At 53.9% G+C, this 14,238-nt stretch carries 14 protein-coding genes; 5 read left to right on the forward strand and 9 right to left on the reverse strand.

Annotation, left to right across the window (positions count from 1 at the left end; translation table 11 throughout):
* Positions 1-353 precede the first annotated feature (353 nt).
* Positions 354-1,424 (forward strand): oxidoreductase, encoded by a 1,071-nt coding sequence (locus IFJ82_RS10980; protein ID WP_192264571.1) that lies wholly within the window; start codon positions 354-356, stop codon positions 1,422-1,424.
* A complete protein-coding gene (locus tag IFJ82_RS10985; protein WP_192264572.1) occupies positions 1,415-1,918 on the forward strand; it encodes a heme-degrading domain-containing protein in 504 nt (167 codons plus the stop codon). The genes IFJ82_RS10980 and IFJ82_RS10985 overlap by 10 nt, the downstream gene beginning before the upstream one ends.
* Before the next feature lie 315 nt (positions 1,919-2,233).
* On the opposite strand, the gene IFJ82_RS10990 is transcribed toward IFJ82_RS10985, so the two are convergent.
* A complete protein-coding gene (locus IFJ82_RS10990) occupies positions 2,234-2,857 on the reverse strand; it encodes a TetR/AcrR family transcriptional regulator (protein WP_192264574.1) in 624 nt (207 codons plus the stop codon).
* A 105-nt stretch (positions 2,858-2,962) separates the two neighbouring features.
* Here IFJ82_RS10990 and IFJ82_RS10995 point away from each other — a divergent pair, with 105 nt between their 5' ends.
* Positions 2,963-3,532 carry a hydrolase gene (locus IFJ82_RS10995; RefSeq protein WP_192264576.1) on the forward strand — a complete coding sequence of 190 codons (570 nt, stop codon included), beginning with the start codon at positions 2,963-2,965 and terminating at the stop codon, positions 3,530-3,532.
* Between the two features lie 44 nt (positions 3,533-3,576).
* Positions 3,577-4,974 (forward strand): DHA2 family efflux MFS transporter permease subunit, encoded by a 1,398-nt coding sequence (locus IFJ82_RS11000; RefSeq protein ID WP_192264578.1) that lies wholly within the window; start codon positions 3,577-3,579, stop codon positions 4,972-4,974.
* Positions 4,975-5,194: 220 nt separating this feature from the next.
* Here the strand turns inward: IFJ82_RS11000 and IFJ82_RS11005 are convergent, their stop codons facing one another.
* From IFJ82_RS11005 to IFJ82_RS11035, 7 genes are all read right to left on the reverse strand, one after another.
* A complete protein-coding gene (locus IFJ82_RS11005; RefSeq protein ID WP_192264579.1) occupies positions 5,195-6,205 on the reverse strand; it encodes an aldo/keto reductase in 1,011 nt (336 codons plus the stop codon).
* 272 nt (positions 6,206-6,477) lie between these two features.
* On the reverse strand, positions 6,478-6,927 hold the full coding sequence (locus IFJ82_RS11010; protein WP_192264580.1) for an RrF2 family transcriptional regulator: 450 nt from the start codon (positions 6,925-6,927) through the stop codon (positions 6,478-6,480).
* Positions 6,928-7,040: 113 nt separating this feature from the next.
* A complete protein-coding gene (locus IFJ82_RS11015) occupies positions 7,041-8,045 on the reverse strand; it encodes a TauD/TfdA dioxygenase family protein (protein ID WP_192264583.1) in 1,005 nt (334 codons plus the stop codon).
* Between the two features lie 369 nt (positions 8,046-8,414).
* Entirely contained in the window at positions 8,415-8,801 is a 387-nt protein-coding gene (locus IFJ82_RS11020) for a rhodanese-like domain-containing protein (protein ID WP_003619131.1), read from the reverse strand.
* 84 nt (positions 8,802-8,885) lie between these two features.
* Complete coding sequence (locus IFJ82_RS11025) at positions 8,886-9,587, reverse strand: ABC transporter ATP-binding protein (protein WP_192264585.1); 702 nt, start codon at positions 9,585-9,587, stop codon at positions 8,886-8,888.
* Positions 9,584-10,372, reverse strand: a complete 789-nt coding sequence (locus tag IFJ82_RS11030; RefSeq protein ID WP_225578644.1) for an ABC transporter permease — start codon at positions 10,370-10,372, stop codon at positions 9,584-9,586. The genes IFJ82_RS11025 and IFJ82_RS11030 overlap by 4 nt, the downstream gene beginning before the upstream one ends.
* Positions 10,373-10,473: 101 nt before the next feature.
* The gene (locus tag IFJ82_RS11035; RefSeq protein WP_225578645.1) at positions 10,474-11,598 is read right to left on the reverse strand and encodes an ABC transporter substrate-binding protein; all 1,125 of its coding nucleotides are present in this window, start codon (positions 11,596-11,598) and stop codon (positions 10,474-10,476) included.
* Between the two features lie 330 nt (positions 11,599-11,928).
* Between IFJ82_RS11035 and IFJ82_RS11040 the strand changes: the two genes are divergently transcribed.
* A complete protein-coding gene (locus IFJ82_RS11040; protein ID WP_192264587.1) occupies positions 11,929-13,002 on the forward strand; it encodes an LLM class flavin-dependent oxidoreductase in 1,074 nt (357 codons plus the stop codon).
* Between the two features lie 82 nt (positions 13,003-13,084).
* Here the strand turns inward: IFJ82_RS11040 and IFJ82_RS11045 are convergent, their stop codons facing one another.
* Positions 13,085-13,957 carry an NADPH-dependent oxidoreductase gene (locus IFJ82_RS11045; protein ID WP_192264589.1) on the reverse strand — a complete coding sequence of 291 codons (873 nt, stop codon included), beginning with the start codon at positions 13,955-13,957 and terminating at the stop codon, positions 13,085-13,087.
* Between the last annotated feature and the right edge of the window lie 281 nt (positions 13,958-14,238).

Here is a 14,238-nt window from a genome sequence, read left to right on the forward strand (position 1 = left end):
GCTTGGTATGTCACATGAAAGCACGTCATCGTGGGCGGTTGCCGAGCTTGTAGGCGTCAATCGTAATACAGCACCCCTGTATTACCGGAAATTGCGAGAGGTCATCGCAGAACAGATTGCTCATGGGGCGCCGGTATCTCCGGGCTGTATATATTATTGGCGGCAGGACAGACAAAGACCATCGCATGGCCGCTTGCCGATCATCCCGAATTCGGTCACGTACAATCTGTACCCCATGACAATCCCGGCACGATTCGTCTACTGCTTTTCGCCAGGCACTTCCCGGCCAGAACCGGGGCAAGGCAGGCATGGCAAGGGATTCATCATCGCAGCCTAAAGGGATATATCCGATCATGAGCCAGCTTCCTTCCACCATCCGTGTTGGCCTGATTGGCTACGGATTTGCGGGCAAGACATTTCACAAACCTCTGCTGATGGCGGAACCGCGCATGCGGATCACCCGTGTCGCATCCAGTGACAGTGCAAAGGTGCATGCCGACCTGCCGGACGTTACGGTTGATGCTGATCCCGCGGCCCTTATCGCATGCAAGGATGTTGACCTTGTCATCATCGCAACCCCGAACGCGCACCATGCCCCCTTGGCACGACAGGCACTGCTTGCGGGCAAGAACGTCGTCGTGGACAAACCCTTCACACTGACGCTGGCACAGGCGCGTAATCTGGTGGCGCTGGCGGCACAGCAGGACAAGTTGCTGTCGGTCTTCCACAACCGGCGCTGGGATAGTGATTTCCTGAGTGTGAAAAACGCGCTCACAACCGGTCTGATCGGTCGGATTACGCATTTTGAATCCCACATTGACCGTTTTCGCCCCATGGTCCGCAAACGCTGGCGTGAAGACGATCAGCCGGGCGCCGGCCTGTGGTTCGACCTTGGCCCGCATCTGGTGGATCAGGCGCTATGCCTGTTTGGCCTGCCCATTGCCGTGCATGGCGACCTTATGAGGCAACGCAATGGCGCCGTGTCGGACGACTGGGCGCATGTCGTGTTGGAATATGATCACCATCGTGTCATCCTGCATTGCAGCATGCTGGTTGCCGGCGGCGTGCCGCGTTTTGTCATGCATGGTGAAAAAGGCAGTATTCTCAAACGCAAGCCAGATGGTCAGGAAGCCCAGCTTCTTGCAGGCATGGCACCAGGTCATGATGGCTGGGGATATGATCCAGACCCGCTCCTGATGTATGATGAACATGGATCAGAGCAGGAAATTCCTGCACTTATGGGGGATCAGCGACGCTATTATGCCCATATTGCGGATGCGCTGACAGGTGTCGGGGCGAATCCCGTGCCCCCGTTCCAGGCACTGGCCGTAATGGCCGTTATCGAAGCCGCCAACCAATCCGCCCGGGCGAAAGCCTCTGTCGGGCTGGATCTGACAAGTGAGGAAATCGCCGCATGGCCATAGCAGATGACCTGCACATGATCGCGCAGCAGGAACACGAACTTCTTTTTCCAACATTCGATGAAGCCAATGCGTGGCAGCTTGGCCAGTTCCTTCGGGAATGGGGACAGACGAACGGGGCACCGATCGCCATAGATATCCGTACCTTCAATCGCCCCCTGTTCTTTGCCGCCCTGCCGGGATCGGCACCGGACAATACCGACTGGATCCGCCGCAAAAGCAATATGGTCGATCGCTATCGGCGAAGCAGCTATGCAATCGGGCTGGACCTGAAGGCGAAGGGAACAACCCTCACGGAACGCTATGGCCTGTCACTTCAGGATTATGCTCCGTATGGTGGGGCGTTCCCGATCATACTGGACAAAACCGGCATTATCGGTTCCGTGACTGTATCAGGGCTGGATCAGCGCGAAGACCATAATCTGGTTGTCACGGCACTCTGCGTGGCACTCGGGCTGGACCCAAAGCAGCATACCCTTGAAAGCAACATCCCCTGAACCTCCTCCTGCCGCACCACGGGTCCTGCCCGCCCATTTACCTACACCCGGCATGATGCAGGATCGCAGTGGACTGATGCCCCCGGAAGCGCGGACGATCGGGCCGGTCTATAATCTGCGGCCTGCCTGATCGCCCACATGCGACCTCAAACCGTCTGAGCATGGTCAGGCAGCCGCTCTTTGCCCATCGGGCCTCCATCATACACATGCCCCAACCTTTTCCATCAAGGGCCATCGTCGCCATCTGTTCTTTTGTCATGATGCACCGACTTTACACGCGATATCATGAGCACCACCACGCCAGAAACCGTTTCATCATCGCCAGGGATCAAGCCGTGCGCACAGATACAGGCGATTCATGCGACGCAGTTCATCGGGGGCACCGGGTGTCGTCGGGGCCTCCTTGAGGGTCATGCCCAGCATAACTTTCATGTTGTTCAGCACCACTGCCGCAATATCTTTTGCCACCACTTCGTCCAATGCTGGCGCACAGACCCGCAATGCTGCTGAAATCCCCTGTATTGCCTGCGCGCGCGAAACATTGCGGATTTCCACGCTGTCAGTGCGTGCCTGCATCAATGTGGGAAGCGATTTGACACGGGGATAACGTGTCACCATCAGGTCGATCAGGATATCTGCAAGTTCTTCGGGCAAAAGCGTCGATGCCCGCCCCGCCAAGGCTTCATATTCATCATGCAGAACGGCCATCTGCTGCTGTAACAGCGTTTCGGCTATCGCTTCTTTGTTGGGAAAGAAGCGATAGAGCGAGCCGACCTTCGCCCCCGCCCGTGCGGCAATTTCTGCCATGGTGGTGGCGTCATAGCCCCGTTCTGCCATGAGATCGGACGCAGCTTGCAGCAATTCCGCCACGCGTTGACGTCCGGCCGCCCGACTTGGCTGGAGGGTCTGGCGTTTCTCACTTGACGTATTTGAGTCCATCCTCAAATAATGTCCATACTTGAGTTAATCCTCAACTTTTATCCACCCTGCGACTGTCGGACAATAAGTCCGCGTAAAGCGCGCACAGACGGGAAACAACTGGTCATGATTTCTCTCCCGGCATCCCGGACGGCCCTGATCCTGATCGACCTGCAAAAAGGCATCGTCAGGCGTCCCGTGGCCCCTTTTACAGGCGAAGTGGTCGTCGAACGATCCCAAAAACTTGCCGCCCGTTTCCGCGCGGCAGGATCACTCGTAATCCTGGTCAACGTCGCCTTCGCACCGGATTTCGCAGATGCCGTGCGCACAGAGGTGGATCGTCCCCTCTCACCACCGGCAGGTGGATTCGCCCCGGACTGGACCGACCTTGTCGAAGGGCTGGCAAAACCCACGGACCTTCTGGTGACGAAGCGGCAATGGGGGGCGTTTTATGGCACGGATCTTGATCTGCAGCTCAGGCGGCGTGGGATCGAAACCGTTGTACTTGGGGGGATCGCGACGAATATGGGCGTTGAATCGACAGCCCGTGCCGCCCATGAACATGGATATGGCGTTGTCATTGCCGAAGACCTGACAGCAACCTTTTCCGAAGCCATGCAGCGTTTCGCCTGTGATCACATCTTCCCAATGCTCGGGCGGGTGACAACAAGTGATCTCATCACCCTTGCCGCATGAAGACGGGCTCATCCAGCATGCCTGTATCGAACCATGACGCCGATATGGACACCGCCCCCGCGCAGCAGCAGGAGACAGGCCAGCTTCCAGCCGGCATCTGGAAAATTGTCAGCGTTGCTGCAATCGGCTCGTTCATGTCACAGCTTGATGCGACGATCGTGAATGTCTCGCTGCCGGATCTTGCGGAGACGCTGCATGCGCCGTTTTCTGTCATCCAATGGGTGGTCAGCGGATATCTGCTGGCCCTTGCACTGACGCTCCCGCTGAATGGATGGCTTGTCACCCGGATCGGCAGTCGTGCAGTGTATCTGCTCTGTTTCGCAGCCTTTACGATCACTTCCGGCCTATGCGCCGTGGCGTGGTCCGCCCCCTCCCTTATCGTCTTCCGCCTGCTACAGGGCATGGCAGGCGGCCTGCTGGCCCCCATGGCACAAATGACCGTTGCACGGGTAGCGGGCAGACATATGCCAAGAGTCGCCAGCGCTGTTACCATGCCGATCCTGCTGGCGCCCCTCCTTGGTCCGGTCGTGGCGGGAGTGATCCTGTCGGTTGCATCCTGGCGATGGATATTTCTTCTCAATCTGCCATTCGGCCTGCTTGCGCTGCTCCTCGCGCTCCTGTTTCTACCTGATGATCAGGATACGATACGCCCCCGCCCGCTGGATGTTATCGGACTGGCGCTTCTGGCCCCTGCCCTGACGGCGTTCCTTTACGGCATGGATCATGCAAGACTGCGCATCGGGCAGACCGCGCTGTATGGGGCATTGCTGCTTTTCATCGCCTATTTCTGCTTTGCACGACGGAAAGGTGATCTGGCGCTGATTGACCTGCGCCTGTTCAACAACGCGACCTTTTCAACGTCGGCTGCGATATTGTTCATGATGAATGGTGTTTCGTTCGCGGGACAGATGCTCCTGCCGGTATGGCTTATCCATGCCTGCGGGGTCTCGCCCGAACGTACGGGACTGTTCATATTGCCGCTGGGCCTGGGGATGTTCTGCACCTATCCCCTGATGGGACGCCTGACGGATTGTTTCAGCATTCGCCGCCTCACCTCTTGTGGTGCCCTGTGCGCTGTTGCGGGCACAGCCCTGCTGGCCGTCCTTGCCCATACCGGCCTCGGCATCGGTGGTCTGGTGATCGCCCTTTTCCTGCGCGGTGCCGGAATGGGCGCCGTTGGAATCCCCACGATGAGCGCGGGTTATGCTGCCGTCAGGCGCACCGACATTCCCATGGCAACAACCGCCCTGAACATCATGCAGCGGATCGGGGGGCCAACCCTGACAACATTATGTGCAACATTCCTTGACTGGAGAATATCTACCACCGGGGTATCAGGGATATTTTCCGAAACATTCGGTTTACTCTGCATATTTCATGTTGTGCTGTTTCTGGGAACTTTGAGATTACCCCGACACCGCGCAGGCGCAGCCCGTTCATAACACAGCGCAAGAATTTGGCCCTGTTCATTCATCAACCCCATATATCGGGGACGTGTATCACGCCCCCGACCGCGCACACAGCAGAACATATTGCCCCCTGCGAGGCGTCAGAGACGATCATGGTTCAGTCAGGCTGTCCGACACAATGTCGGTCATCAGGTCAGGAGCTTCATGTCATAGATCCCACACGAAAGGGGTGTTCCATCCGATTGATATGCACTTATGCACGGACCACTCTTCCCTCCACAGGATGACCGGGATCACTGAAACCGGGGGTAGATGCATGACCTGGGGCCACCAGAGTATCAATGAATTCCTCGTCTTCCTTTGTCAGACTGACCTTCCGTCCCTGCAGATATCCTGCCCATTGCTCCTCCGTGCGTGGCCCCGCGATCGTTGATGTGACAAGTCGATTACCCAGCACCCATGCAACGGCAAAATCTGCGATCGAAATTCCTCTTTTTTGAAGATAAAAACGAATTTTCTCCGCCACTTCGAGGGATTGTGGCCGCCACTCAGTTTCCAGCAAACGTTTATCCGCCCGCCCTGCCCGGCTATCTCCCTGCGGAACGCTATCAGTGCGGTATTTTCCCGTCAGAACACCTCTGGCCAGAGGACTGTAGGAAATAACACCCAGGCCATAATGAGCCGCCGCAGGCAATTCCTCGACCTCAGCCTGTCGTGTCACGATGTTATAAAGCGGTTGGCTGGCAATCGGACGCTCAACCCCCAGCATATCCGCAATGCGACAGACTTCCGCGATACGCCAGCCGCGAAAATTCGAAATTCCGAAATAACGGATCTTACCCTGACGAATCAGGTCGCCAACCGCACGCACCGGTTCATCCAGCCTCACGCCAAAGATCGCACGGTGGAAATATAGAATGTCGATATAATCTGTTCCAAGGCGCCGAAGACTATGATCAACTTGCTCGATAATCCATTTACGCGACAATCCTCCTTGATTAGGGCCACCCCCCGCCCTGTTCGCCAGTTTTGTCGCAAGGACCCAATAATCTCTCTGCGCCTTTATCGCCTTACCGACGACAACCTCCGACTGACCAGCATTATAGACATCGGCCGTATCAATGGAATTGATGCCATGATCGCGCGCACTTTCGATAATACGTCGTGACACGGCTTCATCCGTGACACCGCCGAACATCATTGTCCCCAATGTCAGCGGTGAAATTTTCAATCCGCTGTGCCCCAGATAACGATAGTCATCCACGAATATTCTCCTTTAGATTTCAGGCAGTCGGCATTTTTTCGCTTCGCCTATACCGTAATCCCGTGAGTTTTATATATCAGTTGCCAGAAACATACTTATGGTGCATATAAAACTGAATATTTTCAGAAAATAATTTTAAAATACATTTATAATATATAAATAAAATCCCTGTTCGTGATATTATAAAATAATGTTATAAAATTTTTATGATTCCGTGATTTATCGACGATTCTTTATTTAATATTAACTTTGAAATTTATCATTTTAATATTCTACACAGAAGCCTTGGATGGAACAGTTTTTTCAGAGCGTTCCAATAACAGGGCATCGGCCAGGGAACGATGATCCAGAATATCCGCAACAGCGGTGCGGACCTCGGCAAAGATTTTGCGCAAGGCACAAATTTCCTCGTTACTGCAATCCTCGCATTGTTCATAGAAATTGCGGCTGACACATGGCAGCATCGAAATTGGACCATCCGTAACGCGAATGATATCCGCAAACATAATCCGATCAGCCGGACGCGCCAGCCTGTAACCGCCACCACTGCCACGCTGGCTGGTCACAAGTCCGGCGCGACGCAGGTCACTCATGATGGTTTCCAGGAATTTTCTTGGGATATTCTCCTGATCCGAAATATTTCCTACTTGCTGTGACGGTCGATCAGCCCTCGCAAGATTCAAGAGCGCCTTAAGCGCATAACGTGCACGCTGCGAGAGCATTTTCGATGCCTTTCCCTAAAGATTATCCACAATCCTGATCTGGTTGGTATTATATGGTCATACATGCGGACTGAGAAGCGGCATCACGGAACAGAATGTGTCCCTCTTTACATTCAGTGGTGCGCATAAAACGGTTCCCCAAGGATCTGACGCGACTGAAACCCGCCGGGACCGTGCGCGACATCAGGATCGACAGTGGTGCGGTGAACGATACGTTCATTTGAAAAATAGGGATCATCGACCGGTCCCCAATGCGCCGTTGCACGATTATCCCATACGGCAAGCGAATGCGGCGTCCAATGGAATCGCGCCTGCAAATCAATCCGGCCTGCAAGTTCCTCAATCAGAAAGGACAACAGCGTATCACTTTCCCCCTGGCGCAATGCGGGGATATAACGAATGAACCCCGGACTGAGGAAAAGCGACCTGCGTCCCGTTTCGGGATGGATACGCACAAGAGGATGTTCAGCAAGGAAAGCACCATTGTACCGTCCATCCCGACGTGGTGGCAACGGAAAGCCAATCCGGGCATCATCCCGACCATGCACCGCGCTCAGACCATCAAGGAAACCACGAAGCGTATCGGACAGACTATTATATAAAGCCTCCAGGTCAACCCAGGCCGTATCCCCCCCAAATTCAGGAATTTCGATCCCACGAAGGAAAGAAATAGATGTCGGGTTGGCAACGAATGTGATGTCGGTATGCCAGCCACGGCTACGGAAATGCCGACCATTTGCACGAAGCTGCTGTTGCTCCACATCACTCAGGATGTTCTGGCGCAAAGCCTTGAGAGATTTTATGTTCTCCATGACCTCTGGCTGCTCGACAAGGCCATTCTTGATAGGATGCGCGGGCGTCACCTGACCGAAATAACGCGAAAAACGGACCTGCTCAGCATCGGTGATTGGCTGGTTGCGAAAAAACAGGACCTTGTGCTGCAGCAACGCCTGCCGCAATCCTGCGATGGTGGCAGTATCAAGCGGATTTTTCAGGTCTATTCCCAGAACCTCTGCACCGATAACAGGACCGGTCGGAATAACGGTAAACTCCTCCCCGCCACCCACAGCAGATGATTTTGAAGCTTCACGGACTTCGGTAAGAATGGTTTGAGACATGATGTAAACTCCGTATCATACGAGCACAGTAATCGGGGAGAAGATGTTGCGTAATCACTATATCCGATTGGTAGAAAACTGGTTTTTCGGCTATATCAGCCAAAAATTTTCATAGTCTGCCGTTTTCGCAAGATCCCTGTAATGGGCGACATGGTGCCCGGTGTCCTGCAGGAAGTCTGGGTCGTTGAAGCGAATCTGGCCTACGGAACGCCTGCCTTTCATCCATACCATATAAAACACATCAATTAAGTATGGTTAGTCAACAACATTTTCCCTTATTCGTTTTTCATAGGTTTCAACACAGGTTTCCAGAAACAGGAAGTTTTCCTTTCTTACAAGTCGGCAGATACTTCCATCGCTCCGATCATTTTAATATTCCGACAAAAGAGGCTCTATCCAAGTTTGCCCAGCTTCGACACGCCAGGCATGCAGCCCTCCACGAAGATTATAGACCTGGCTGTAACCAAGACGTCGCAGACTATCCGCGGCCAACGCACCACGGTTCCCGCCTGCGCAATACAGGATCAATGGCGAATGACGATCGCTGACGGCATCGCCAATCAGGAATTCCAACCGTCCCCGACTGAACTGCAACGCGCCGGGCAATGGACGATTACGCCGGATTTCCTCTTCATCACGCACATCAATGACAAGAACGCCCTGCGCAATCCTGACACGCGCTTCCTCCGGGCTGATCTCCACGATGCGTAACCGTGCCTCAGCCGCCAGTTTCCGGATGTCGTCATAACGAGACATCGCACATTTCTCCCTTCTTTGTCCCATTTCACATGTAATATTATGAATGACTGTACACTTCACGACCGTAAAAGACGTGCATTATTACTGCGGCTCTACACCAAGATAACATAACAGCTTTTTTCTAAGCTCTAAACTTCTGATCGCGCGCGCATCCTCATCGTCAGGCAGAACAATTCTTTCCTCATGCATCACCTTTCCATGATCAAGAACAATAACCCTGTCCGCCAAAGCAATGGCCTCCTCGACATCATGGGTCACAAGCAGAACGGCTGGCCTATGAATGACCGACAGGCGGCGCAACAGCGTGTGCATCCTGATTTTTGTCAACGCATCAAGGGCACCGAACGGCTCATCCGCCAAAAGAAGACGAGGCTTCCTGACCAGAGCACGCGCAAGAGCAACGCGCTGCTGCTCCCCACCTGATAATTCATGTGGCCATGATGTGCTCCGCCCACTGAGCTCAACTTCTTCCAAAGCATGTTGCGCACGCGCAGCGGCATCAGAACCGTCAAGCCCGAACACGACATTATCCATGATGTTCTTCCACGGCAGTAACCGCGCATCCTGAAAAACGACGGCCAGATCTTCTGGAACTTCAATCACACCACTACCGCGTGCTTCATGATCAAGACCGGCCAAAGCGCGCAGAAGCGTTGACTTACCCGAACCACTACGCCCAAGCAAAGCAACGAACTCACCTTTGGCGATATCGAGATCGACACCATTCAGCACCCCTTTACGCGTAAAATGCCGTTCGAGATTTCGAACCCGCACGACGCTCATGCCGCAAGGGTCCGTCGCCAGGAGAGAACCCTCCTTTCAACCCTCAGCAATGTCTGATCCGCAATAACGCCAATGACAACATACGTTACCAGACCAACCAGCATGACATCCGACTGCGCATATGTGCGTGCAAGATCAATCATATAGCCGATACCGCTGGTGGCATTCACTTCTTCGACCACGACCAGGCCAAGCAGTGCCGCCATGACACCAAACCTCAACCCCAGCATCATTCCCGGTAAGGCGCCAGGCAGAACGATATGCCAAACAAACTTCCAGTATCCAATACGCAGCGTTTCTGCCAGTTCAACATAACGAATATCGATCGCACGCAGTGCCGTATGGGTATGAAGATAGACCGGTGTAAAGGCGCCGACGGCTATGACCATGATTTTCATGCCTTCGTCCACACCGAACCAGAGAATGAAAAACGGAATCAACGCCACCGCGGGCACCGCACGTTTGACCTGTGCAATACCATCGACAAAATAATCACCAGCCCTGCTGAGCCCAGAGAGCAAGGCAAGAGCTATTCCGGCAAGCCCCCCAATTACAAAACCTTCTACAGCACGCACGAGAGAGATCAGAAGATTACCCAACAGACGTCCATCACGCACCAGATCCACCCCTGTACTGACGACAACCCACGGTGCAGGCAGTATCCGCGTGTCAATCAGGCCGGAAGCCGATGCCGCCGCCCAATAGGCAAGCAGGAAAACCGGTCCGGCCAGCCAGCCATAACGCAGGGCTGGTGGCGGTGACAGCCGCTGCGTGGTCATCCTCATATGTCTGCTATCGTCCTGCGCTGCCTTGTCCTGTAGGGGATCAGGCTGTGACCAGTCAAAGAACATCGTCAGAAAAGGAGGCAGCGTTGATTTTACATTCATTACAAGGCTCCATTTTCTTGGTGATTCAAACGGCTTTTTTCCTGCATGGCGGGTGCCGTATAATTTGCAAACCCGTCGGTCGCCACAGATTCAAAACGACGATCGAACAGATGCTCCGCATCGAAAGAATGGCGGCCGGTCTCTTTTGCCAGCAGATCAATCGTTTCCTGCTGGTAGCCCACCATCCACGACCAGTCATGCGGGATATCGGCATGTCCAGCACGCTCCACCTCAGCCCAGGCGGCATCGGGCGATAATCCAAGGAATTTCACATAATACAGCCTTGCCCATTCATCAGGATGCGCATCCCTCCAGGCGGCAACCCTGGCCCACATGCGGACATATGCCTGCAACGCCGCAGCCTTTGCCGGATTTTGCAAAGTCTCAGTGCGCACATAAAGGACATCAGGATCGTCACGAAAGGCTCCATGATCAATGACCGTTCCACCCGAACTACCCCATTCAGCCAGATAACGTGCCGCCAGCGCCCCGCTGGCAATCGGCGCCACATCAACAATTCCCGCCCCCAGGGCGCCGTTGTAATTATTTATCCGCGTCGTCGGCAGATCCACCAACGTCACGTCAGCCGGCGTCAAACCGGCGGCATGCAGGGCACGCAGCACAACCACTCCCTGGGCCTGCCCTGGGCTGAATGCGATCCTTTTGCCCCGCAGGTCCGCCAGCGTCTTCACATCCGCTTTTGGCGCGACGCCCAAGACGTAAATCGGATGTAAAAGCGGTTGCTGGCGCAGACGCACAGCAATGATCTTAACCGGTATACCGACCCAGATTGCCCTGATGGGTGGGATATTGGCACCGCTGCCAACATCAATGGCACGCGCATGAAAGGCCTCGGTCGTTGCAGGTCCCCCCGTAATATTGGCCCAACGGACAGTGAACGGCAGTTCGCGTTCCCATCCGGTATAAGCCAGGACCTGCTGGGTCATGGGATCACCGATCGCAAGCGTTACACCTGGGGGCACCTGTTGAGGAAGAGCTTCGGATAACGCCAGCCCGCCACGAACGGCAGGATTGCTCCTGACACCATGCAGCACCAGTGGGATCAGGGCAAGAAACAACAGGATGGCCACGACGGCTGCCCCTATGCGGTCTCCCTTTGTCATCGGCAATCACACCAAGATAATAGTTATTAATAAATATAACTTTGCACGTTCGTTATAATTTGTGCAATTCAAATTTGTTGGTGTATTTATGCCTTGGGGAAGGATCTTAATATGCGATTAAATATAGTATTATTCCCTGCAGAATTTTTATCCGCGAAGGACATATCCGAATGCTTGATGCACCAACGCCTGAATCGTATCACACCACCATCCCTTTACGTTCGGCATGAGGTTGGCGCGCCTTAAATCCTATTATTTCAATAGATATAATAGGATTTCTTCCCGGTCGCGCGCACCGTAACCGCCTTCGAAACATCGGAGAACAAGGACATGTCACGCAATAACACAGAATTTCTGTGGTACATTCCCAACCAGATCGCGCCGGGCCATCGTGGGGACCCGACACAGGACAATCACAACAGCCTTGATACCTTGACCAAGCATGCCCATGCGATTGAGGCCCATGGATGGACAGGCGCCCTGATCGGTACGGGATGGGGACGGCCAGATACATTTACACTGGCAACAGCCCTGGCCGCCCGCACATCCACATTCGAACCATTGGTCGCCATCCGCCCAGGCTACTGGCAGCCAGCACATCTTGCTTCTGCCGCAGCGACACTGGATCATCTGACAGCCGGGCGCTTACGGATCAATATCGTTTCGGGCAAGGACAACCTGGCCGCCTATGGCAACAACGAAGAGACACCGGACAAACGCTATGACCGCACCCGCGAATTCATGCATGTCCTCCGTCGTCTGTGGACCGAAGAAAATGTCACGTTCGAAGGGCAGCATTTTCACCTTGTTAATTCCACAGTGAACCCCAGAATTATTGAACGCAACGGACGTCGTCATCCCAAACTCTATTTCGGTGGAGCTTCGGCAGCAGCAGAAAAAGTGTCCGCGACCGAGGCGGACGTACAATTATTCTGGGGCGAACCATTGGAGGATATAGCAGCGCGCATTGCACGCCTGAAATCACTTGCCACATCTCTTGATCGCAATCTTCCCCCTTTGGAATTCGGATTACGCATTACTACCCTGATCCGCGACACGACCGAAGAAGCATGGAGGGACGCCGAAGCGAAAGTCCAGGAAATGGCCCGCATTCAAGGACAGGGCTGGCAGGACCATCGTGGCGCACCAGCCGTCGGACAGCAGCGGTTGCTTGATCTGCAGGCCCGGGGAGATGTTCTGGACGACAATCTTTATACCACGCCAGGCCGGTATGGCGGCGGTGGTGCCGGCACGACATGGCTGGTCGGTTCAGCGGCAGACGTTGCCCGCTCATTAAAAAAATATGCTGCATTGGGCATTTCACACTTCATCCTGTCAGACAGCCCGTATCTTACGGAAATTGGCCGCCAGGGACGTGAACTCCTTCCCCTGCTGCGGGAATGATCCGATTTCTTGCAATCATGGCAACATCCTTCCGTGGATCCGAACCTATCCGTTCGAATCCCGGAAGATGTGGGAAAGCCTCTCATTTCAACCCAAACCCCATATCGCGCAGTGCTGCTGCCAGACGATCGCGACCATGTAAGGACGCCGCATCATGCAGACGCCGCGCCACAGTTTCTGTCCAGTTCCGCTGCGGCATATGCTGTTTCGTCTGGAAATGTTTCAAGCGCAGATTGTAATCGTTGAAAGCGGTAGTTTCTGTAATTTCAGACAGTGCATAAGTTTCGCGAAACAGAACGGCTTCTTGTGACAGACGCGGTTTTACTGCAGTGCGTATCGTCGGGTCTGGATAACCAACAGTCAGTCCGAACAGGGGAAAGACATGCGGGGGCAAGGCAAGTTCCTCTGCTACCTTTTCCGGATTATTGCGGATTGCACCGATATACACCGCCCCCAGACCAATGGACTCCAGCGCAATGACGGCATTCTGCGCAGCAAGCGTTGCATCCACGGCCCCAAGCAGAAAACTTTCCAGATATTGCAATCCTTCGGATGGCGAATCTTCAAGACGGCCAATCGTTTGCAGCCGATGAAGATCCACCAGCCAAACCAGAAACAGCGGGGCCTGGGTAATCTGTGCCTGCTCCCCCGCCAATGCGGCCAAACGTGCCTTACGGTTGGAATCCTCGACAGCTATGACACTCCATGCCTGAAGATTGGAAGAACTTGCAGCGGATTGTCCTGCGGCTACCAGCAACTCTATTGTACCTTCCGGTAAAGGATCTGGGCGATAATGACGGACAGAACGATGCCCCAGCACTGTTTTAAGTGTTTCATTCCATACGTCCAGATTCGGCGCCGTAGCGCCATAACGTGCCAATAGCAACGTAGTAAGCCGAACGTCGCCAGCAGCTTGTGTCTCGATCCCGGAGTCATGGGGCGTATGGGTCGTCATCACAAATTCCTTCCATTGAAAATCAAGGCACGGGTACGAATGGCACCGTATATTACTAATTTTATTCGTGATATACGGCACTTTTCACATACTATACATTTCACACTTGTTTAATATGATTTGTTGATATACAAAATTCATTGCAGATATGATTAATAACGTAGTTTATAAGTGAAATTGTCCGCAATGCTGCCCAGATCAAACCGGGAAGCATCACGGACATACATCGAAAGTAATGAAAAATGCATTCCTGTCCCTGTTGCTGACCAGAACACCGTTTC

This window comes from Novacetimonas hansenii (assembly GCF_014843995.1).
In the GTDB taxonomy this organism is placed as follows: domain Bacteria; phylum Pseudomonadota; class Alphaproteobacteria; order Acetobacterales; family Acetobacteraceae; genus Novacetimonas; species Novacetimonas hansenii.

What these genes read in the sequence shown, in the direction of transcription:
- IFJ82_RS11045 (WP_192264589.1), bottom strand. Translation starts at nt 13,957, where the DNA reads ATGACGACCCATACGCCCCATGACTCCGGGATCGAGACACAAGCTGCT.
- IFJ82_RS11040 (WP_192264587.1), top strand. Translation starts at nt 11,929, where the DNA reads ATGTCACGCAATAACACAGAATTTCTGTGGTACATTCCCAACCAGATC.
- IFJ82_RS11015 (WP_192264583.1), bottom strand. Translation starts at nt 8,045, where the DNA reads ATGTCTCAAACCATTCTTACCGAAGTCCGTGAAGCTTCAAAATCATCT.
- IFJ82_RS10990 (WP_192264574.1), bottom strand. Translation starts at nt 2,857, where the DNA reads ATGGACTCAAATACGTCAAGTGAGAAACGCCAGACCCTCCAGCCAAGT.
- IFJ82_RS11010 (WP_192264580.1), bottom strand. Translation starts at nt 6,927, where the DNA reads ATGCTCTCGCAGCGTGCACGTTATGCGCTTAAGGCGCTCTTGAATCTT.
- IFJ82_RS10980 (WP_192264571.1), top strand. Translation starts at nt 354, where the DNA reads ATGAGCCAGCTTCCTTCCACCATCCGTGTTGGCCTGATTGGCTACGGA.
- IFJ82_RS11020 (WP_003619131.1), bottom strand. Translation starts at nt 8,801, where the DNA reads ATGTCTCGTTATGACGACATCCGGAAACTGGCGGCTGAGGCACGGTTA.
- IFJ82_RS10985 (WP_192264572.1), top strand. Translation starts at nt 1,415, where the DNA reads ATGGCCATAGCAGATGACCTGCACATGATCGCGCAGCAGGAACACGAA.
- IFJ82_RS11025 (WP_192264585.1), bottom strand. Translation starts at nt 9,587, where the DNA reads ATGAGCGTCGTGCGGGTTCGAAATCTCGAACGGCATTTTACGCGTAAA.
- IFJ82_RS10995 (WP_192264576.1), top strand. Translation starts at nt 2,963, where the DNA reads ATGATTTCTCTCCCGGCATCCCGGACGGCCCTGATCCTGATCGACCTG.
- IFJ82_RS11000 (WP_192264578.1), top strand. Translation starts at nt 3,577, where the DNA reads ATGGACACCGCCCCCGCGCAGCAGCAGGAGACAGGCCAGCTTCCAGCC.
- IFJ82_RS11035 (WP_225578645.1), bottom strand. Translation starts at nt 11,598, where the DNA reads ATGACAAAGGGAGACCGCATAGGGGCAGCCGTCGTGGCCATCCTGTTG.
- IFJ82_RS11030 (WP_225578644.1), bottom strand. Translation starts at nt 10,372, where the DNA reads ATGAGGATGACCACGCAGCGGCTGTCACCGCCACCAGCCCTGCGTTAT.